We start from the raw sequence: 18,800 nt of genomic DNA, 5'->3' as shown, positions 1-18,800 counted from the left end.
GGAATACCTGCCTGTCACGCAGGGGGTCGCGGGTTCGAGTCCCGTCCGTTCCGCCACTTTTCGAAGTGGCTTTTTTTTGTCTTTTTTTTGCATTTTTCTGATCCGCTGCAGTACTTTGTGGGTCAGCGCGGCTATCCTTTTGCCCGTCCTTTGCATTCTAGCAGCCTGTCGGGCTTGGCCGATCGTAGCGAGGGAAAGACCGTTTTGAGGCAGTTTTTGAGCTCTTTTGAGGCGAATAGTGGTTCTATTTAACGCGAAACAGCACAAAAAACAGCCAAACTCAGGTGGCTCGCAGTAGGTTGAGTATTGTCGGACAGCCTCCTAGTGGTTCTTGCCTTGCGCAGTTTCCCAATGCGTTTCAATACCCAGCTTGGGTGTCCATGATTCAGTCTCACTTCAATCCCTTTGATTCTGTCGCCGTGCCGGTTCTGCAGCCGTTGCCACTGGAACTCTATCGCCGTGCCGGTGTTGATGTCTGGATGTTGCGGCTCGATCAGGTTCATCCGCAGGTCAGCGGCAACAAATGGTACAAACTCAAATACGCGCTGCAGGATCTGATGGCGCGGGGGGAGCGGCGGGTGCTCACCTTTGGCGGTGCCTATTCAAATCACGTACATGCACTGGCGTTTGCAGGCCAGGCTTTGGGTATCGAGACCGTTGGCGTGATTCGCGGGGAGCCTGCTTATGCCGCCAATCCGACACTGTCGGATGCCCGGGCCTGGGGTATGCAGCTCGAATTCGTGGATCGGGCGACCTACCGAAACAAGCAGGATCCCGCATTTGAGCAGCAGCTGCATAATCGTCTGGGAAATTTTGGTGTTATCGCTGAGGGTGGTTTCGGGCCATTGGGGTTGATGGGGTGCCGGGAAATGCTTGCAGGTGTTGAAGATGTGGCTGGTTTTGATCTGATTTGTGTGGCCGCCGGAACAGGGGGGACTATGGCGGGGCTAATCGCGGCCAGGCCAGAGCCGAGCAGGCTGCTGGGGTTCTCTGCTCTCAAGGGCGGTGACTTTTTATACGCGGATATTGCTGCCTTGTTGCAGTTGGCGGGAGAGGATGACCCCGGAGGCTGGGCTTTGCAGCTGGATGCCCATGGCGGTGGCTATGCCCGCAGCTCGCCATTGCTGGCGGCATTTATGGCGGCTTTTCAGCACAGTACAGGCGTAGCGCTGGATCCTGTGTACACCGGCAAGATGGTGCTGCGTTTTAATCAGATGGTGGCGCAGAGAGAGATCGCCGCGGGCTCCAGGGTGCTGCTAATCCACACCGGCGGGCTGCAGGGGCTTAGAGGAATGGAAAAAACATTGTACGATCAAGGGAATGCTTACCGCGGCGAGCTACCGCTTTGATCGGTTAGCTTAACAACAGGAAGGTTTGATGGACTATTTTCGCAATGTCGGCTTGATCGGGCGCCTTGGCAGCAAGTCGGTTATTGATACGCTCAAGCAGCTGATTCGCTTTCTCAATGAGCGCGGGCTCAATACGGTGCTGGATGAGCGCATCTCCGATACGATTCCGGGGCACGGTCAGCAGACCTGCAAGCAGAAGATGATGGGCGAAATCTGTGATCTGGTGATCGTCGTCGGTGGCGACGGCAGCATGCTGGGGGCTGCCAGGGCGCTGTCATCTTCCCATGTGCCGGTGTTGGGCGTGAACCGCGGTAATCTGGGTTTTCTGACTGACATATCGCCGGCCGATATCGAGGCCAAGGTCGCCGAGGTGCTGGAAGGCAAGTACACGGTGGAAAGTCGCTTCCTGCTGGATTTGATCGTCAAGCGCGAAGGTGAGCCGATCGGTGAGGGTACAGCCTTGAACGATATAGTGCTGCACCCCGGCAAGGCAACGCGCATGATTCAATTCGAACTCTTTATCGAGGGGCAGTTTGTCTACACGCAGCGCTCCGATGGTCTGATCGTGGCGACACCGACCGGGTCGACCGCTTATTCTCTGTCCGGCGGCGGTCCTATAATGTCGCCCAAACTGGATGCGCTGGTGCTGGTGCCCATGTTCCCCCACACGCTCTCCAGTCGTCCTATCGTGGTAGATGGTAACAGCGAGCTTAAACTGGTGATCAGTGACAACAACAAAACCTATCCCACGGTCTCCTGCGATGGCCAGCTAAGTTTCAGTCTGGCGCCGGGGGATGTCATCACCATTCACAAGAAGCCGCACAAGCTCAAGTTGCTGCACCCTCTCAATTATGACTTTTACCGTACCTGTCGCGAAAAGCTCGGGTGGGGGACAAGGCTGGGAGCTTGATGTGTCGGATATAAAAGGCTTTGATCTCATTGGCGATGTGCATGGCTGCGCCGTTAGTTTGGCTATGCTGCTGGAGCGTATGGGTTATCGGCTGGAGCGCGGCGTCTATCGTCATCCCGAACGCCAGGCGCTCTTTGTGGGCGATATCATAGACCGGGGGCCTCGCATCCGCGAGTCGCTGCATCTGGTGCGCAATATGGTGGATGCGGGCACCGCTCAGGTGGTCATGGGTAATCACGAGTACAATTTTCTCTGCTACTGCACGCCGGGTCGCCCAGGTTCCGGCATGGAGTACCTGCGCTCCCATAGCGCGCGTCATTATCGGGTATTGAAAGAAACGCTGGAGGCCTTTGAGGCCTATCCGCAGGAGCGTAACGATTTTATTGCCTGGATTCAGGATATGCCCATTTTTCTGGAGTTCGAGCATTTTCGGGTAATCCATGCCTGCTGGCCCCAGGCGTTGCTGGATCGTTTTTTTCGTGAATATGGCGGCAATACAATATCCGAGGATTTCCTGCACCGCTCGGTCGATCCCGCCAATTTTGAGTGTGAGCTGATGGATCGTGCGCTGCGCGGTACTCAGATGAAATTGCCCAATGGCGCGGTTATCACCAGCAAGGATGGTTTTCAGCGGCGCTATTTTCGCACCAAGTTCTGGGCCGAGTCGGCCGAATGCTACGGCGATGTCGTATTTCAGCCAGACCCGCTGCCGGATGAGATTGCCGGCATGGCCCTTAGTGCGGCTGACCGTGAGCAGCTGCTGCACTACGGTGAACATGAAAAACACCTGTTTGTGGGGCACTACTGGCGCGATGGTGAGCCCAGGCCCATTACCTCCAATATTGCCTGTCTGGACTACAGCGCGGTGAAATTCGGCAAGTTGGTTGCCTATCGTTATGACCATGAGGCGCGGATTGACCCGGCCAAGTTTGTCTGGGTGGATGTCGCCCGCGAAGTGCGTGGGCCTGAGCCCGGAGATGTGCTGTGATCAAGCTGCTAGAAGTGCCCCTGACGCAGGACTTGCGCGGTTTTACCGAATGTCTCTGGCAGCAGCGTGTGCCCCATCGGGTGGTAGAACAGGCTGCTGTGCAGGAGCTCTGGGTGTCCAGTGGGGTCGATGCGGAGCAGGTGCTGAGGCTCTACCAGCTCTGGCGCGAAGGCGCGGATCTCAGCGTGCTCAAAACGGCGCGCTCAGGCGGCGGAAAGCGGGCCAATCTGGCCGCATTGCGCCAGAGCTGGCTGAGTCTGTTGCTGATTGTCGCCAGTGTGCTGGTGTCGCTGCTGGTGGGGTTCGGTGACAACCTTGACTGGATGCACCGTTTTACACTGGTGGATTTTCGGGTGCGCGGCGACAGCGTCTTTTATGCAGGGCTTGCGGATACGCTGGGTGAAGGTCAGCTGTGGCGTCTGTTCACGCCTGCGCTCATGCACTTCAGTCTGCCGCATATTCTGTTCAATCTGCTCTGGGTCTGGGTGGCGGGGCGCAGTATTGAATACCTGCACGGGCGCTGGGCGCTGCTGGGGCTGGTGCTGTTCTCGGCGCTGCTATCCAACCTGGCCCAGTTCTGGGTGAGTGGCCCTATGTTCGGAGGCATGTCGGGCGTGGTGTTCGCGCTGCTGGGCTACGCCTGGCTGTGGGACAAGCGGGCAGGGCGCCCGGCCATAGGCTTGCCACCAGCGCTGATGGGGCTGATGCTGCTGTGGCTGGTGCTGGGTTTTGCCGGGGTGCTGGAATATGTCGGTGTGGGGGCTATTGCCAATACGGCTCATCTGGCTGGGTTGGTGGCGGGGCTGCTCTGGGCCTTGCTGCGCAGCATGCTGGCCGCGAAGCGTCAGGTTTGAGTTCCCTTGTACTGGCGTGCTTTCTGGAGTCTGAGACTTTTAGGCGGTTCAGTCCCCGTGGCACAGTCTGGTACACTGCGTGCGGATCAGATTGAGTGTCCAGCCGCTGGAAGGTTAGAGAGTGTGGAGTCTAGAGAATGAATTACGAACAGTTGATTGAAACCATGACCCCTGAAATACACCGTTCGCTCAAGCTGGCGGTGGAAATAGGCAAATGGCCCAATGGTGAGCGTTTGAGCGCAGAGCAGCGCACCCTGTGCCTGCGTGCGGTGATTGCCTATGACCAAAATCGCCTGCCCGAGTCTGAACGTACCGGTTTCATCGACCGTACCCGTCCCGATGGTGCTCAGCACGGCAGTGATCCGCTGCAACCCCAGACTATTAAAATCATCAATTAGGTCATAATTTTTCATGCAAGTACTGGCACAGGGCGCCCTGCGCAAGATGCGCACCGAACTGACCGATGGTCAGGCTCACTATCAATTGGTGTGCGGCGAGCAGTCACTGGCGCTCAATGAGTTGCTGGGGCGGCGCATCAGTCTGACTCACAGCGGCGCGATTAACTGCCTGAATTGCGGCAGAAAGACCAAAAAAAGTTTCAGTCAGGGATATTGTTACCCCTGCTTTGCCAAGCTGCCTGAATGTGACAGCTGTATCATGAGCCCGGAAAAGTGTCATTTTCATCTGGGCACCTGCCGCGACCCGTCCTGGGGCGAGCAGTTCTGCTTCCAGACACATATCGTCTATCTGGCCAACTCATCCGGCGTCAAGGTGGGTATTACCCGTGGCACTCAGGTGCCCACGCGCTGGATCGATCAGGGTGCGGTGCAGGCGCTGCCAATTCTGCGTGTCGACTCGCGGCTGCAGTCCGGTTTGATGGAGCATCTGTTCAAGGACCAGGTGGCGGACAAGACCAACTGGCGCACCATGCTTAAAGGGGGCATAGCGCCGCTGGATTTGAAAGCCGAGCGCGACCGGCTATTCGAGGCCAGCGCTGCGGGCATGGCCGAGCTGGAGCAGCGCTTTGGCCTGCAGGCCGTGCAGCGTCTTGAGGCCGAAGAAGTGACGATTGATTATCCGGTATTGAACTATCCGCTTAAAGTCAGCTCACTGAATCTGGATAAAACGCCCGAAGTCAGCGGGCAGCTCCTGGGTATCAAGGGGCAATATCTGATACTGGACACCGGTGTGATCAACTTGCGCAAATACACCTCCTATGAGGTGGAATTTCGTTCCGAATAGGGTGAAGCAGGCATGTCAGAACAACCGCAGGCAATTTATCTCAAGGATTATCAGGTTCCGGCCTACCTGATCGATACAACCGATTTGCGTTTTGAGCTGGCAGACGGCCAAACGCTGGTGCATTCCACTCTCAAGGTGCGGCGCAACCCCGAGGCCGCTTCAGCGCAGGCGCCACTCGAACTGCACGGCCATGAAAGCCTGGAGCTGTGTCAGCTGAGCATCGATGGCAAGGCGCTGGCACAGGGTGACTTCCGGCGCGAAGGCGAGCTGCTGAGCATCACCCAGGTGCCCGCAAGCTTTGTGCTGGAGTGCAGCACCCGTATCCACCCCAAGGACAATACCGCGCTTGAAGGCCTGTACCTGTCTGAAGGCATGTACTGCACTCAGTGTGAGGCCGAAGGCTTTAGGCGCATCACCTTCTACATGGACAGGCCCGATGTAATGTCGGTCTTTACCACCACAGTAGAGGCTGACCAGGCGCGTTTTCCGGTGTTGCTGTCCAACGGTAACCCTGTAGCGTCCGGCGAGAGTGGCGGGCGTCACTGGGTGACCTGGGAAGATCCCTTCCCCAAGCCTGCCTACCTGTTCGCACTGGTGGCAGGCGATCTGCAGCATATTGAGCGGCCTTACAAGACCATGTCCGGGCGCGATGTGTCGCTGCGCATCTTTGCCGAGCCAAAGGATCTGGACAAGCTCGATCACGCCATGGATTCGCTGATCAATGCCATGCGCTGGGACGAAGAGGTCTATGGCCGCGAATACGATCTGGATATCTACATGATAGTGGCGGTGGATTTCTTCAACATGGGGGCCATGGAGAACAAGGGCCTCAATATCTTCAATACCTCTTGCGTGCTGGCCAGCCCGCAAACCACCACAGACGCCGCTTATCAGCGTGTCGAAGGCGTGGTGGCCCATGAATATTTCCATAACTGGTCGGGCAACCGCGTCACCTGTCGTGACTGGTTCCAGCTGAGTCTGAAGGAGGGCTTCACGGTCTTTCGTGATGCCGAGTTCTCCGCCGACATCAACTCGCGCACCGTCAAGCGCGTGGAAGACGTGACTCTGCTGCGCACTGCCCAGTTTGCCGAGGATGCAGGCCCGATGGCGCACCCGGTACGCCCGGCGTCCTACATTGAAATTTCCAACTTCTATACCCTCACCGTGTACGAGAAGGGTGCCGAAGTGGTGCGCATGCTGCACACACTATTGGGGGCTGACCTGTTCCGAAAAGGCTCAGACCTGTATTTCGAGCGCCATGACGGCCAGGCCGTGACCACTGATGATTTTGTCTGTGCCATGGAGGCTGCATCCGGGCGTGATCTGACACAGTTCCGCCGCTGGTACAGCCAGGCGGGCACGCCGACGCTGCGCATGAGCGATGACTACGATGCTGCCGCGCAGCAGTATCGCCTGCATGTTGAACAGCAGTTGCCGCAAACGCCTGATCAGCTTGAGAAGCTGCCGCTGCATATTCCGCTGGCGCTGGGTCTGCTGGATGCCAGCGGAGCAGATCTGCTACTGGAAGAAGGCGCCACCACGCAGGTGCTCGAGCTCACAGAGCAGCGTCAAACCTTTATATTTGAACAGATCCAGGCGCGTCCAGTGCCCTCACTGCTGCGTGGTTTTTCGGCGCCGGTGCGGCTGCAGTATCCCTACAGCCGTGATGCGCTGGTCTTTTTGATGAGTCACGACAGCGATGGTTTCAATCGCTGGGATGCCGGGCAGCGCCTTGCAGTTGAGGTGATCCAGGGATTGATGGCACAGTATCGCCAGGGCGAAACGCTGCAGCTGGATAGCGCGCTGGTGGATGCCTATGCCGTCGTGCTGGACGATGAAAGTCTAGATCCTGCGATGGTGGCCAAGGTGCTGTCGCTGCCCTCCGAGGCCTACCTGAGCGAGCTGTCCGACTGTATCGATGTCGAAGCGATTCACCTGGCCCGTCAGTTTGCCCGCACTGAGCTTGCGCGGTTGCTGGAAGCACCGCTGCAACGTCGCTATGAAGCGCTGGCGTCGGCTGCTGCCTACGCGCCTGATGCCGAACAGGTCGCGCGGCGCAGCTTGCGCAACCTGTGTCTGTCGTACCTTGTTGCGCTGGAAACGCCGGCTCAGCTGGCCCGGGCCCGGGCGCAGTATGATGGCTGCGACAACATGACCGAGCGTCAGGCGGCCCTCAGCCTGATCGCCCATTCGGGCTTTGAGGCAGACGCAGCCGCGGTGCTGGAGGATTTTTATCAGCGCTACCAGAGCGAAACCCTGGTGGTGAATCAGTGGCTGGCGGTGCAAGCCTGTGACTCCAAACCCGGTGCCCTGTCCCGTATCAAAACGCTGATGCAGCATGAAGCCTTTGATATGCGTAACCCGAACAAGGTACGCTCACTGATCTCGACCTTCTGCGGCATGAATGCCGTGAACTTCCATGAAGCCAGTGGGGAAGGTTATGCTTTCCTGGCGGACAGGGTCATCGAGATGAACCGGCTGAATCCTCAGGTGGCTTCGCGCCTGTTGACGCCACTGACACGCTGGCGCAAATATGACGCTGGCCGTCAGGTGCAGATGCAGGCACAGCTAAGACGCATTCTGGACAGCGGTGAGCTGTCACGGGATGTGTACGAGGTGGTCAGCAAGAGTCTGGACTGAAACAAGACCGCAGTGGCAGGGTTGGTTATACTGCCTGACAGCGTTTAGCCACACATTTCCAAGAAATACTCAGGGATGCATTAGATGGAAAGATTGCTTTCAAGCCACGATAAGTTCGATCTGCAACAGAACTATCGTCGCTACCTCAAGTTCCGGGATCAGCGCGAAGACGCCAACCGGGCCATGCAAATCGCCAAGGCGAGCCGTGTCTGGGTCGCGGGTATAGTGACGCTGCTGTTCGCGCTGGCGTCGGACTTTTTTCTGGGAGCTTCTGCTGCGCTCTTTGGCCTGTATTTTTACCGGCTGATGATGGCCCGCATGAAGACCAGTCAGGCGGAAGAAGGCTGCGAGGATACGGATCGCTGGTTCGCCTCCAAGGGGCTCAAGTTTGAAGGCCGCATTCTGTACTTTCGTGATGACAAGATGCTTGAGCATCCGCTGGATCCGTTTGACGACGGTATCTACAAGTAAGCGGACCGCTGTACTTTTCCCGGGAATGCGCATGAGGCGATACCCATGAGAAAAGAGTATCGCGGCATTACCGGGCGCACGCGCCGTCTGCTGCAGATGCCGGAAGGCGTCAACGTCGACTTCAAGCGCGAGGCGTCCGCAGTTCATGCCAGTGACCTGGTCGCCTTTGCCAATGCCGCCACCGGTGGCACCTTGCTTATCGGTATTGATGAGTACACCAGCGATGACGGTGTGCAGCGTGGGCAGGTGGTGGGCTGTGATGTTGACGATGGCGCTCGCCTGAGTCTGATTAACAAGGCTACCGGTTGTTATCCCAATATTGACGTCGAGATTTTCATTGAGAATCTCGGCGCCAAACCCTTTCTGCGGGTCGAGATTCCGGCCGGTCCATCCAAGCCCTATTGCACTCCCAGCGGCCAGTACACCATGCGGGCCGACGGCCGCAATCGGGCGCTCTATCCCGAAGAGTTACTGTCCATCTTTATGGACCGTGAAGGTGAGCAGTTTCTGTCGCGTTTTCGCAATGCGGTTTTCCGGCTGGAACATCAGGTCGGGGGCATCAGTCACTCTATCAACGATGGCCTGTTACAGGTGAGTCAGCATATCCATGACCTGGATGATCAGCTCAAGCGCACCTTCAGCCGTATCGATCAGCTGACGGACAGCAGCAAGAAGCGCTCGCGCAACATGCTGCAAACCCTGCGGGACAGTCAGGAAAGCATCGGCAATCTGGAGCGGCTACTGAGTGAGGGCAACGGCAACCAGCAACGCTATCAGGTCATGCTGCGGGAGGTCGAGGAGAAGCTTGGTGGGCTGCTGGACAATATGACCAGCGATACTGCGGTGGATGGTTAATATGGACGCACTGCACAAGCGTCGTTACTGGGTATTTGATCTGGACGGCACTCTGACCCGACCGGTGCACGACTTCGAGCATATTCGACGTGAGCTGGGGCTGGCGCCTGGTGCGGACATTCTGGCCTCGCTGGCGGATGTGCCTGAGCCGCAGCGCACCGTACTCTATGCGCAACTCGATGATCTTGAACGCTATTATGCCCTCAAGGCTGAGCCTGCGCCGGGGCTGCATGGCTTGTTCGAGTGGCTGAACGGGCATAATTGCCGCTTTGGCATTCTGACGCGCAATACGCGCGAGTTCGCCCTGCTGTCGTTGCAGGCTATTGGCGTGGCAGCTTATTTCGACCCGGCCTTTGTGCTCGGACGTGATGAGGCCCAGCCCAAGCCCGATCCTGGAGGTCTGCAATATCTGCTGTCCTGCTGGGGCATTGAGCCTGGGGATGCGCTTATGGTGGGGGACTTTCGTTATGATCTTGAGGCCGGGCGCAATGCCGGGCTCATGACTGTGCATGTGGACAGTCGTGAAGATCGCCACTGGCCGGAACTCACCGATCTGCGGGTGCTGGACCTGGGCGAGTTGCATGCCCTGCTGCAGCACACCGCAGTGCCTGAAGTGTCGCTCAACGTCTGAGTATCCAACTCTGCTGAGGTTGACTTGTCTATAGTACAGACAGGGCAAAGCTATGAAGGTAGCGCGGAGGTTCGATATGACAATTGTGGCGGAACTGCACAGCGATCACTTCAATCTTGACCGGTTGCTGGAAATTCTCAGTGCCAAGGTCGCCAAACTGCGTGCCGGTACTCGGCCTAATTACCGTCTGATGGCCGATGCCATCAGTTATATCGGTGATTATGCCGATGAATACCATCACTCGCGGGAAGACCGGATGCTGGCCTGGTTCCATGGTCGGGATGTTCAGCTCGATGACCTGATACAGCAGTGTGAAACCCAGCACCAGCATGTACAAAGGCTGTCCCGTGATTTGAGTGACGCCATTGAAAGTATCCTCAACGATACCCTGATGCCGATGGAGCTGCTGATCGACAAACTGGAGACCTATGTGCGTGAACAAAAAGCCCATATGAAGTTTGAGGAAGAGCAGGTTTTCGTGCGGCTGGAAAAGCTGGCCCAGCCCCTGGACTGGGCGGCGCTGAGCGAACAGCTGCCGAGCAATGTCGATCCGTTGTTCGGCGAGCACCAGTCCGAGGAGTATGTCGAGCTGTACCGCGATCTGCTGCAGGATATGGCGTAGGCTCAGGCCTTTGATTGTGCCTCAAGATAACGCTCCACCGTATCCACTACGGCCTGGGTGTGCGGGTCGACTTCCAGATTGACGCGCTCACCCACCCGGGCGTTGCCAAAGCGGGTAACGGCCAGGGTTTCGGGAATCAGATAGACATTAAACTGGCCGTTTTGCACCTCGCCAATAGTCAGGCTGCAGCCATTAAGTGCCACAAATCCCTTGGGAAGAATGTACTTGCGCAGCATTGGAGGCACGGCAAAGCTGATGACGCAGTTATGCTCTGTGCTTTCAATGCTAACGATCTCCGCGGTGGCATGGACATGCCCCGACAGCAGGTGCCCGCCAATCTCATCGCCAAAGCGCGCAGCGCGCTCGAAATTAACCTCGTCACCGATGTTTAGCTCACCGAGGTTAGTGGCGCGCAGCGTTTCGATTATCAGATCAAAATCAACCCGGGTGCCTTCGAAGCCGGTCACCGTCAGACAGGTACCGTTCACCGCTATACTGGCGCCCTGTTCGAGCAGATTGGCGCGTGCGGGCGGCAAATCCAGACTGAGTTGCATAAACTGGGGGTGGCGTTGCAATGCAACGACCCGGGCTTTGCCCTGAACGATACCGGTAAACATGGCTGTCTCGTGTGGCTGAATTAAAGAGACCGAAGCTTAACTGAAAAGCGGCGCGCATAGGAAATCCAGGGGAACAGCAATGAAGGTTTTGATTAGTGGAGGCAGTGGCTTTATCGGCACGGCACTGGTGCGCGATCTTGTGGCCGCAGGGCATGAAGTACTGGTGTGGTCACGCATGGCGCAGCGCAGTTCGCAGAAGCTGGGTGCGAAGGTGCAGGTGTTGAGCAGCCTGGATCAAATAGCAGACAGTGATACGCTCGATGCCATCGTCAATCTGGCGGGTGCACCTATTGTCGGACGACGCTGGAGTGATGCACGCAAGCATTTACTGCGCGCCAGCAGGCTCCAGACTACTGAGGCCTTGGTGGATTTGATTCGGCGGCTGAACAAGCGCCCAGAGGTTTTGGTGAGTGGCTCAGCGGTGGGCTACTACGGCAGTCACAACACTGATATAGCTCTCACGGAAGCCGCAGATGACTACAAGCCTGGCTTTTCACATCAGCTGTGTGCTGACTGGGAAGCCTGTGCGCTGCAGGCCGAAGCGCTTGGCGTACGAGTATGTCTGCTGCGCACCGGAATTGTGCTGGGGCATGGTGGCGCCCTGAGCAAGATGTTGCCCGCTTTTCGCTGCGGCCTTGGCGGCCCTATTGGTTCGGGGCGCCAGTGGATGCCCTGGGTCGGACTGGAGGACGAAGTGGCTATCATTCGGTTTCTGCTGGAGCAGCGTACCCTGCGCGGACCCTTCAATGCCTGCGCACCGGAAGCGGTCACCAATGCGGCTTTTGCCGCAGCTCTGGGGGCTGTGCTGCATCGCCCGGCCCGCATTCGGATGCCGGCGGCTGTGCTGGAGCTGCTGCTGGGGGAGTCCAGTGAGCTGCTGGTATCGGGCCAGCGGGTATATCCTAGGCGGCTGCTCGATGCGGGCTACGAGTTCCGCTGTACGTCACTTGCCGAAGCATTTAAAAAGGCTATCGCTCGCTGAAGTATGCTGTGAAGGGAACTCATTTAATGGGTAAGCGTACCGCTATCCAGACGCGAAGAGCAGCTCCGGCAGCGGTGCGGCTTCGTAGCCTTCGGGGCGGCGCTCTCGCAATTTTTCAATGGCTTCGAGCAGCAGATCGCCCTGCCAGAGTGCCTTGTCGTCCTGATGGACGTGTTGTTCAAGATCCAGAATCAGGAAGTCGAGCGTCTGGCTGCGGGCGGCATCACTGATATCTTCACTGTTGAATATGTGTTGATCGGGCCAGAAATTCTGCGCCCACTCAACCAGTCGCATTTTGGCCACTGTCGGATTGTTCTGCTGGCAGGCCATGGCCAAGGCCTGAAAGGTATTTTTCTCGGCCATTTGGTGAGCCATCAACAGCTTGCGGCGGCGGCGCATTTCTTCCTGCTGTGCCTGCTGCTGTTCTTCCCTGCGTAGCTGGCGCAGGTGGTTGAAGGTATAGAGCCAGCCCAGGGATGAAATCAGACTGATGACAGTGAGCAGGCCGATGAGTAGCCGGCTTTCGTTCAGGGCCTGTTGCAGGCGTGCAACCGAGGCCGCAGTTGTGGCTGCGGCGCTGGTCGCGGCATGGCCTGATGCAATGCTGGCATCGGCTTGACTAGAGGGGGGCGCCGCCGCCATGGCCAGCGCTGCTTGCGCGGCCGGCGAACGCGGCTTTACCTGTAGCAGGTGTCCGGGGAGGGCGACATTGCGCGCACTGTCGGTGTTCAGATCCCACCAGGTTACATCGCTAGGTGGCAACGTCAGATTGCCCGCGGTGTGCGGGCGTACCACAATGTGTTCGGTGCGCCGGCTGGTCAGGCCCAGGTCCGATACATCTTCAACCAGTTCCACGCTGTCGACGCTGATGTCAAAGTTGGCCCCCGCAGGCGGAGCCAGGGACGGCAGGCGGGACGCAGGCAATCCAGTTGCCGTCATGCTGATACTGTAGCTCAGGTTGTCGCCAAGGCTGGTTACGGGGGTGGATGGCGCGCCGTTTTGCCAGTCATCATTCAGCGTCAGTGCCATGGCGGGTAGCCAGTATCCGCGCGCGCTCTGGTAAGCCGGCGGAATAACGGCGACTTCCAGTGGTCTTGCCTGCAGCTGGATCTGGCTGTTGTCCTGCTTGGCGCGGCCTTCAAAGATGGGGCCGTCCAGGGTCAGAGTGCCGGTCTGGCCTGGGAACAGAGCATAGCGTTGTTCGATAACTTTATAGTTGCGCCCCCGTACCTGTTGTGTGAAACGTACCTGCTCGCCTAGTGGCTTGATCAGCGCGCCCGGCAGGTAAGGGTCGGTCAGTTGGGTGTCGGGCAGCAGCTCGATGGCGTGGTACAGGCGCAGGGTGTAGATCAGCTGGCTGTCCTGATACACCTCGTTGGTGTCCAGGCTTGCCTCGATAAACACCTGCTCGCCCTGCAGGCCGCTTTCGCGGGCGGCACCGCTTAAAACCTTGAGGTGCAGGTTATTGCTGGACTCAAGCCCAAGCTGCAGCGGGGGAATAGTAATTTCACCGGTCGTTTTGGGGCGCAGCAGGACTTCCCAGCGGGTGCGGTACTGGCTGTCACCGCCAGCATGACTCGATAGCGTGAGCTGTTTACTGCCCAAAAACTGGAAGTTGCGATAAAGCGGGGAGAAGTCTATTTCCTGCTGTATGCGAGAGTCGGCCTCAAGCGTCAGACGAACCGTGTCCTGCGCCGTGATCGTATTTCGATCAAGGTAAGCCGACACGTCAGCGAAGACGGGCAGGCAGATGAGGTTCAGTACTAACGGCAGCTTGCGCATAGTGCCTTTAATTCAGCTGGCTGTGAAAGACCCGTTGAGGTCACTCTGGAGCATGCCGTCAAACGGAGTACAAGCTCGAAATGGCCCAGGGTTTCAGGTTCGCGTCCTGCGTCATTATCAGGTAACCCCCCTCGTATATCAATGACTTGTTAGAAATCACGGCGGCTGCAAGGCCTTGTTCGGCTGAAGTCGGGACGAACATTTTTTATGCCTGCCGGCGCTCTGGATTTTATTGGTGTCTTTAAAAGGAGACTGGTACCTCGGAACAATAGCAGAGCTTGCCTGGCAGGGCGCGGTTTGAGGGCCCTGCCCGGTGATTAATACCCATTGGGCGCGGATATTAGCACTGCAGGGGGGAGGGCATGGCGGCGCGGAAGGCCGAGTCGAAATAGAGGGTGCGATCAGGCATTATCAGGGCTTCGCGCCAGGGCGCTGGGTGTTTTGACTTAAGCAGACAAGGTGAGAAATGGCACAGGTGGAGTTTGATCTCGCTATCAGTCGAGAGGAGTACCTGAGGCACTATCAGGCACAGGGTCGACTGCAGGTAACGGTGATTGCACTTGACGGGCGGCGGGTGCGTTTTCCGGCTGGCATTTTACAGCGCTTTGTATTGAACGATGGTGTACATGGGCGCTTCGTGATTCATTTCGATCCGCAGGGGCGCTTCAGTTCCATTTCGCGGCTACGATGATGCTTGACCTTGGGTGGGCGGGTGTTCAGGAACCACTGTGTCGCCTATAATGCCGCCTTATTTCTGTAAACCCAATTGGATAATCCATGTTGTATCAGCTTGCGCGTTATTCGATGTTCAAACTGGAGCCTGAGCTGTCCCACGATCTGGCTCTGGGTGGCATGAACCTGGTGGCGAACCTGGGCATGCATCGTTTGCTCGGGGCTCAGGCGGAAAGCTGCCCGGTGGAAGTCATGGGTATTCGCTTTCCCAATCCGGTTGGACTTGCCGCCGGGCTGGATAAAAACGGTGTTGCCATCGATGGCCTGGCCGCCATGGGGTTTGGTTTTATAGAAGTGGGTACGGTAACGCCACGCCCCCAGGCGGGTAACCCGCGTCCCCGCCTGTTTCGCATTCCGGAGCACAAGGCGATCATCAACCGCATGGGATTTAACAATCTGGGTGTTGATCAACTGCTGAAAAATATTGAACGCAGCCGCTTTGATGGCGTACTGGGAATCAATATTGGCAAGAACAAGGATACGCCGAACGAGCGTGCGGATGAGGATTACATTTATTGCCTGCGCAAAGTCTATGCGCGCGCAAGCTACATCACGGTGAATATATCGTCTCCGAATACGCCTGGGCTGCGCACGCTGCAATTTGGTGAGTCATTAAACAGCCTGTTGAATCGTCTCAAGCTGGAGCAGGCGCGCCAGGCCAGGCTGCATGATCGATATGTGCCCATTGCAGTAAAAATAGCGCCGGACATGACGCACGAAGAAGTCATTATGGTGGCCAAGTCGCTGAAAACCTATGAACTGGATGGTGTCGTTGCTACTAATACAACGCTGTCGCGCGATGGCGTAGAGGACTCGCCGCTGCGTAATGAAGAGGGCGGTCTTAGCGGTGCGCCGGTACGTAACAGTTCCACCCGTACCATTCGACAGTTGGCGGCTGAGCTGGGTGGTGCCTTGCCTATTATTGGCGTCGGCGGTATTACCGAGGGCTTTGATGCGGCTGAGAAAATGGAAGCGGGTGCCAGCCTGGTGCAGATTTACAGTGGATTTATTTACCAGGGGCCCAGACTGGTGAGTGATTCGGTTGAGGCGATCAGGGCTTTGCAGGCACGAAAGCGCTAGTTGTGTAGCCTGCCTAATGGCAAATGGCTCCCCGCGGGGAGCCATTTAAAATCCTGAGAATTAGGTTGTTCGAGCCGTATCAGTGAAGCGACGGATTGGCTTGTATTGCAGAGACGCCGGATTGACCGCTCCAGTGGGCCTCCCGTCCCTCTCGCCATCCACTCATCCAATGTGTGCGTGAATCGATCTCGCTGACTGGGCAGGTGCTTTTGGATTTACCGTCTAAGCCCGCCTGAAAGCCGCGGTTAAACAAAGTAGAGGTTTTATCGCGTTTCTGTGTCTTCATAGTACGCCTCTCTAAAATTCTAAATCCGGGAACGGGCCTAATCGTCTGTTCCCAGCAGATGTGGCAGATCCTCTCGTGTACCACAGCTTTCATTGATAACGGAATTCGGCGGCAGTTACGATCCTAAAAAACTATGAGGATGAGTATGGCGATAGCGGTTGTGTTTGGCAGACCTAAAAACCGCATATTTATCAGTTAGTTAAATTACTGTCGCCAGATATAGTCAGTTAATGAATTATTTTCATTAACAAAGTAATAAGTTTGAATGAATTTCCTGATTCAGCTGCGTGCCGCAATTTCCGGGGCTGGCTGTGTGAAACAACTTGAAGAGCGTGGCTGATGAATTTTTTTGTAACCTGTCCCAAGGGTATCGAAGGACTGCTGCTGGATGAGCTGAAAATGCTCGGTATGGCGTCGGTGAAGGAAACGCAGGCAGGGGTTTATTTCGCAGGCGAGCTGAGGGATGCCTATCGGGTCTGCCTGTGGTCGCGCCTCGCCAACCGGGTGCTGCTGCCGTTGCAGGTGAGTCCGGTCAATACCGCGGATGAGCTCTATGAAGCCGTGCAGCAGGTGCAGTGGCTGGATCATCTGCGCCCTTTGGGAACTCTGTCGGTGGACTTTACCGGGCGTACTGAACAGATCGTTAACACGCACTTCGGCGCTCAGAAGGTCAAGGATGCGGTGGTGGATCAGATTCGTGCGGCAACGGGGAACCGTCCTACCGTGGATAGGGTTGAGCCGGATCTGGGTATCAATGTCCACCTTTACAGTGGCAAGGCAACTATAGCGCTGGATCTGTCCGGCGGCAGTCTGCACAGGCGCGGTTACCGCAAGCGTGCGGGTCAGGCGCCAATGAAGGAAAACCTGGCGGCGGCGGTTCTGTATCGTGCCGGCTGGCCGCAGCTGGCCGCAACGCATCCGCAGTTGCTGGATCCGATGTGCGGCTCGGGCACGCTGCTGATCGAGGCGGTCATGATGGCAGCAGATATTGCGCCGGGTTTGTTGCGCCAGCGTTTTGGTTTCAGCCGCTGGCTGCAGCACGACAAGAGTCTGTGGCAAAAGCTGCAGGCTGAAGCTGTCAAACGCCGTGATGCAGGGCTGGCGGAGCTAAGAGTGCGCTTCACGGGTTATGATCGCGATGCGTCCGTTTTGCAGCTTGCGGCGCAAAATGCCGAGCATGCGGGTCTTGCCCGGATTATCGACTGGCGCGAGCAGGATATGGTGGAGCTGGGTGTGCCAGCGCCGGGCCCGGGTCTGCTGGTGACCAATCCGCCTTATGCCGAACGTATTGGTGATGAAACCGAGTTGATGTACATGTACCGCCAGATGGGGGAGCGTCTGAAGCGCCAGTTCGGCGGCTGGAAGGTGGCGATCTTCAGTGGCAATGCGGATCAGTGCAAGGTGATTGGTCTCAAGGTCGACCGTCAGTACAAGCTGTATAACGGGGCCATCGAGTGTGGTCTGTTTCTGTTTACACTGCATGCTGAGCGGGATCGCCCCCTGCCGCTGGAGCCGGGTACGCCGATCAGTGAGCAGGCGCAGATGTTTGCCAACCGGCTGAAAAAGAACCTTAAGGCTTTGTCCAAGTGGGTCAAGCGCGAGCAGATCGAATGTTATCGTCTGTACGATGCCGATATGCCGGAGTATGCCGTTGCGGTGGATTGCTACGGTGACTGGGTGCATGTGCAGGAGTATGCGCCGCCGAGTTCCATCGACCCGCGCAGGGCTTTTGAGCGGCTGCAGGATGTGATCAGCGTTATCCCGGAGGTGCTTGGGGTCAAGCAGGAGCGTGTGGTGCTCAAGCAGCGCAGGCGTCAGCAGGGTTCAAGTCAGTATGGACGCCAGGGTCAGACCGATCACTTTATCGAAGTGCAGGAGCACGGCTGCAAGTTACGCGTCAATCTGCATGACTACCTCGATACAGGGCTCTTCCTTGATCACAGGCCCGTGCGGCGCCGTATCCAGTCAATGGCGCTGGGCAAGGATGTGCTGAACCTGTTTTGCTATACCGCCACCGCTTCTGTGCATGCGGCCCAGGGGGGCGCCGAGTCCACTACCAGCGTGGACATGTCGGCTACCTACCTTGGCTGGGCGATGAAAAACATGGGGCTGAACGGTTATTCCGGCGGTGACAATCAGTTTATTCAGGCTGACTGCATCAAGTGGCTGAATCAGCCCCGCGCGGCGGCTTTTGATCTGATTTTCATGGATCCGCCGACTTTCTCAAACTCCAAGCGCATGGAAGAGGTGCTGGATATTCAGCGTGATCACGTATCTCTGGTCCAAGCGGCCATGAAGCTGCTGCGACCGGGTGGTGTTTTGCTGTTTTCGAATAACTACCGCCGCTTCGTGCTCGATTATGAGGCGCTGGCCGGTTTTGATATTCAGGACATAACCGCCAAGACGCTGGATCCGGACTTCAAGCGCAGCAAGAACATTCATGTGTGCTTTGAGATCCGTCATCGCGCGGGCTAGTGCGTGTTTGGCTATTAACCCTGCGGACAAATAGGTTCCCTCCCTATTTGTCCGTCACGCCAGAACTCCTTAGCCTAAAAGAATGGGCGCAAGTGCGTTGACTTGCTGGCCTTCTTGGAGGCGAAGATATGGCGTTCGCATTGGCCTGCGGCCAATGATGAAGCATCCCTGCTTCATGTATTAACTCGGATTGATAGTACAGTATGAGCGGCGCATCCCCAGGGATGCGCCGCTTTGCGTTGTGCGGCAGATGGTTTATTTATGGTCTAGGAGGCTGTCCGACA

18 protein-coding genes are annotated in these 18,800 nt (G+C 57.1%); 15 read left to right on the top strand and 3 right to left on the bottom strand.

The genetic code is table 11. The features are described 5' to 3' along the window. Positions 1 to 380: 380 nt before the first annotated feature. The 11 genes from MPRO_RS12535 (at position 381) to MPRO_RS12485 (ending at position 10,562) form a co-directional block, all read left to right on the top strand. The gene (locus MPRO_RS12535) at positions 381 to 1,349 is read left to right on the top strand and encodes a 1-aminocyclopropane-1-carboxylate deaminase/D-cysteine desulfhydrase (protein ID WP_067292833.1); all 969 of its coding nucleotides are present in this window, start codon (positions 381 to 383) and stop codon (positions 1,347 to 1,349) included. Positions 1,350 to 1,377: 28 nt separating this feature from the next. Beyond that, a complete protein-coding gene (locus MPRO_RS12530) occupies positions 1,378 to 2,259 on the top strand; it encodes an NAD(+) kinase (RefSeq protein ID WP_067292830.1) in 882 nt (293 codons plus the stop codon). Position 2,260: 1 nt separating this feature from the next. Next, on the top strand, positions 2,261 to 3,247 hold the full coding sequence (locus MPRO_RS12525; RefSeq protein WP_067292827.1) for a metallophosphoesterase: 987 nt from the start codon (positions 2,261 to 2,263) through the stop codon (positions 3,245 to 3,247). Beyond that, positions 3,244 to 4,101, top strand: coding sequence for a rhomboid family intramembrane serine protease (locus MPRO_RS12520; RefSeq protein ID WP_067292823.1), 858 nt, complete (start codon positions 3,244 to 3,246; stop codon positions 4,099 to 4,101). Before MPRO_RS12525 ends, MPRO_RS12520 begins: the two co-directional genes overlap by 4 nt. A 137-nt stretch (positions 4,102 to 4,238) precedes the next feature. Further along, a complete protein-coding gene (locus MPRO_RS12515) occupies positions 4,239 to 4,499 on the top strand; it encodes a YeaC family protein (protein ID WP_067292820.1) in 261 nt (86 codons plus the stop codon). A 13-nt stretch (positions 4,500 to 4,512) separates the two neighbouring features. Continuing rightward, positions 4,513 to 5,343: a DUF2797 domain-containing protein gene (locus MPRO_RS12510; RefSeq protein WP_067292817.1), complete on the top strand. Its 831-nt coding sequence runs from the start codon at positions 4,513 to 4,515 to the stop codon at positions 5,341 to 5,343. A 12-nt stretch (positions 5,344 to 5,355) separates the two neighbouring features. Continuing rightward, positions 5,356 to 7,983, top strand: a complete 2,628-nt coding sequence (gene pepN, locus MPRO_RS12505; protein ID WP_067292814.1) for an aminopeptidase N — start codon at positions 5,356 to 5,358, stop codon at positions 7,981 to 7,983. 84 nt (positions 7,984 to 8,067) lie between these two features. After that, entirely contained in the window at positions 8,068 to 8,454 is a 387-nt protein-coding gene (locus MPRO_RS12500) for a hypothetical protein (protein WP_067292811.1), read from the top strand. Positions 8,455 to 8,499: 45 nt separating this feature from the next. Then, positions 8,500 to 9,309: an AlbA family DNA-binding domain-containing protein gene (locus tag MPRO_RS12495; protein ID WP_067292808.1), complete on the top strand. Its 810-nt coding sequence runs from the start codon at positions 8,500 to 8,502 to the stop codon at positions 9,307 to 9,309. A 1-nt stretch (position 9,310) separates the two neighbouring features. Then, the gene (locus tag MPRO_RS12490; RefSeq protein WP_245635091.1) at positions 9,311 to 9,940 is read left to right on the top strand and encodes an HAD family hydrolase; all 630 of its coding nucleotides are present in this window, start codon (positions 9,311 to 9,313) and stop codon (positions 9,938 to 9,940) included. A 76-nt stretch (positions 9,941 to 10,016) separates the two neighbouring features. Then, positions 10,017 to 10,562 (top strand): hemerythrin domain-containing protein, encoded by a 546-nt coding sequence (locus tag MPRO_RS12485; protein WP_067292801.1) that lies wholly within the window; start codon positions 10,017 to 10,019, stop codon positions 10,560 to 10,562. Between the two features lie 2 nt (positions 10,563 to 10,564). On the opposite strand, the gene MPRO_RS12480 is transcribed toward MPRO_RS12485, so the two are convergent. Then, a complete protein-coding gene (locus MPRO_RS12480) occupies positions 10,565 to 11,179 on the bottom strand; it encodes a riboflavin synthase (RefSeq protein ID WP_067292797.1) in 615 nt (204 codons plus the stop codon). 79 nt (positions 11,180 to 11,258) lie between these two features. Here MPRO_RS12480 and MPRO_RS12475 point away from each other — a divergent pair, with 79 nt between their 5' ends. Next, positions 11,259 to 12,161 (top strand): TIGR01777 family oxidoreductase, encoded by a 903-nt coding sequence (locus MPRO_RS12475; protein ID WP_067292793.1) that lies wholly within the window; start codon positions 11,259 to 11,261, stop codon positions 12,159 to 12,161. 42 nt (positions 12,162 to 12,203) lie between these two features. Here the strand turns inward: MPRO_RS12475 and MPRO_RS12470 are convergent, their stop codons facing one another. Then, on the bottom strand, positions 12,204 to 13,943 hold the full coding sequence (locus MPRO_RS12470) for a BatD family protein (protein ID WP_067292790.1): 1,740 nt from the start codon (positions 13,941 to 13,943) through the stop codon (positions 12,204 to 12,206). A gap of 466 nt (positions 13,944 to 14,409) precedes the next feature. Here MPRO_RS12470 and MPRO_RS12465 point away from each other — a divergent pair, with 466 nt between their 5' ends. Together MPRO_RS12465 and MPRO_RS12460 are read left to right on the top strand one after the other, a co-directional pair. Further along, the gene (locus tag MPRO_RS12465) at positions 14,410 to 14,634 is read left to right on the top strand and encodes a DUF2835 family protein (protein ID WP_067292786.1); all 225 of its coding nucleotides are present in this window, start codon (positions 14,410 to 14,412) and stop codon (positions 14,632 to 14,634) included. Positions 14,635 to 14,720: 86 nt separating this feature from the next. Next, positions 14,721 to 15,755 (top strand): quinone-dependent dihydroorotate dehydrogenase, encoded by a 1,035-nt coding sequence (locus tag MPRO_RS12460; protein ID WP_082708723.1) that lies wholly within the window; start codon positions 14,721 to 14,723, stop codon positions 15,753 to 15,755. Between the two features lie 79 nt (positions 15,756 to 15,834). On the opposite strand, the gene rmf is transcribed toward MPRO_RS12460, so the two are convergent. Then, entirely contained in the window at positions 15,835 to 16,041 is a 207-nt protein-coding gene (gene rmf, locus MPRO_RS25080) for a ribosome modulation factor (RefSeq protein WP_082708725.1), read from the bottom strand. Positions 16,042 to 16,380: 339 nt separating this feature from the next. Between rmf and rlmKL the strand changes: the two genes are divergently transcribed. Next, the gene (rlmKL, locus tag MPRO_RS12455) at positions 16,381 to 18,516 is read left to right on the top strand and encodes a bifunctional 23S rRNA (guanine(2069)-N(7))-methyltransferase RlmK/23S rRNA (guanine(2445)-N(2))-methyltransferase RlmL (RefSeq protein WP_067292783.1); all 2,136 of its coding nucleotides are present in this window, start codon (positions 16,381 to 16,383) and stop codon (positions 18,514 to 18,516) included. The last annotated feature ends 284 nt before the right edge of the window (positions 18,517 to 18,800 follow it).

This window comes from Marinobacterium profundum (assembly GCF_001528745.1).
Taxonomy (GTDB): Bacteria; Pseudomonadota; Gammaproteobacteria; order Pseudomonadales; family Balneatricaceae; genus Marinobacterium_A; species Marinobacterium_A profundum.
Note: the sequence above shows the minus strand (reverse complement) of the source record. Positions and strands in the feature narration are given on the sequence as shown.

Coding starts and splice junctions, on each gene's coding strand:
- MPRO_RS12535 (WP_067292833.1), top strand. CDS start 381: ATGATTCAGTCTCACTTCAATCCCTTTGATTCTGTCGCCGTGCCGGTT.
- MPRO_RS12530 (WP_067292830.1), top strand. CDS start 1,378: ATGGACTATTTTCGCAATGTCGGCTTGATCGGGCGCCTTGGCAGCAAG.
- MPRO_RS12515 (WP_067292820.1), top strand. CDS start 4,239: ATGAATTACGAACAGTTGATTGAAACCATGACCCCTGAAATACACCGT.
- MPRO_RS12510 (WP_067292817.1), top strand. CDS start 4,513: ATGCAAGTACTGGCACAGGGCGCCCTGCGCAAGATGCGCACCGAACTG.
- pepN (WP_067292814.1), top strand. CDS start 5,356: ATGTCAGAACAACCGCAGGCAATTTATCTCAAGGATTATCAGGTTCCG.
- MPRO_RS12500 (WP_067292811.1), top strand. CDS start 8,068: ATGGAAAGATTGCTTTCAAGCCACGATAAGTTCGATCTGCAACAGAAC.
- MPRO_RS12495 (WP_067292808.1), top strand. CDS start 8,500: ATGAGAAAAGAGTATCGCGGCATTACCGGGCGCACGCGCCGTCTGCTG.
- MPRO_RS12490 (WP_245635091.1), top strand. CDS start 9,311: ATGGACGCACTGCACAAGCGTCGTTACTGGGTATTTGATCTGGACGGC.
- MPRO_RS12485 (WP_067292801.1), top strand. CDS start 10,017: ATGACAATTGTGGCGGAACTGCACAGCGATCACTTCAATCTTGACCGG.
- MPRO_RS12480 (WP_067292797.1), bottom strand. CDS start 11,179: ATGTTTACCGGTATCGTTCAGGGCAAAGCCCGGGTCGTTGCATTGCAA.
- MPRO_RS12475 (WP_067292793.1), top strand. CDS start 11,259: ATGAAGGTTTTGATTAGTGGAGGCAGTGGCTTTATCGGCACGGCACTG.
- MPRO_RS12470 (WP_067292790.1), bottom strand. CDS start 13,943: ATGCGCAAGCTGCCGTTAGTACTGAACCTCATCTGCCTGCCCGTCTTC.
- MPRO_RS12465 (WP_067292786.1), top strand. CDS start 14,410: ATGGCACAGGTGGAGTTTGATCTCGCTATCAGTCGAGAGGAGTACCTG.
- MPRO_RS12460 (WP_082708723.1), top strand. CDS start 14,721: ATGTTGTATCAGCTTGCGCGTTATTCGATGTTCAAACTGGAGCCTGAG.
- rmf (WP_082708725.1), bottom strand. CDS start 16,041: ATGAAGACACAGAAACGCGATAAAACCTCTACTTTGTTTAACCGCGGC.
- rlmKL (WP_067292783.1), top strand. CDS start 16,381: ATGAATTTTTTTGTAACCTGTCCCAAGGGTATCGAAGGACTGCTGCTG.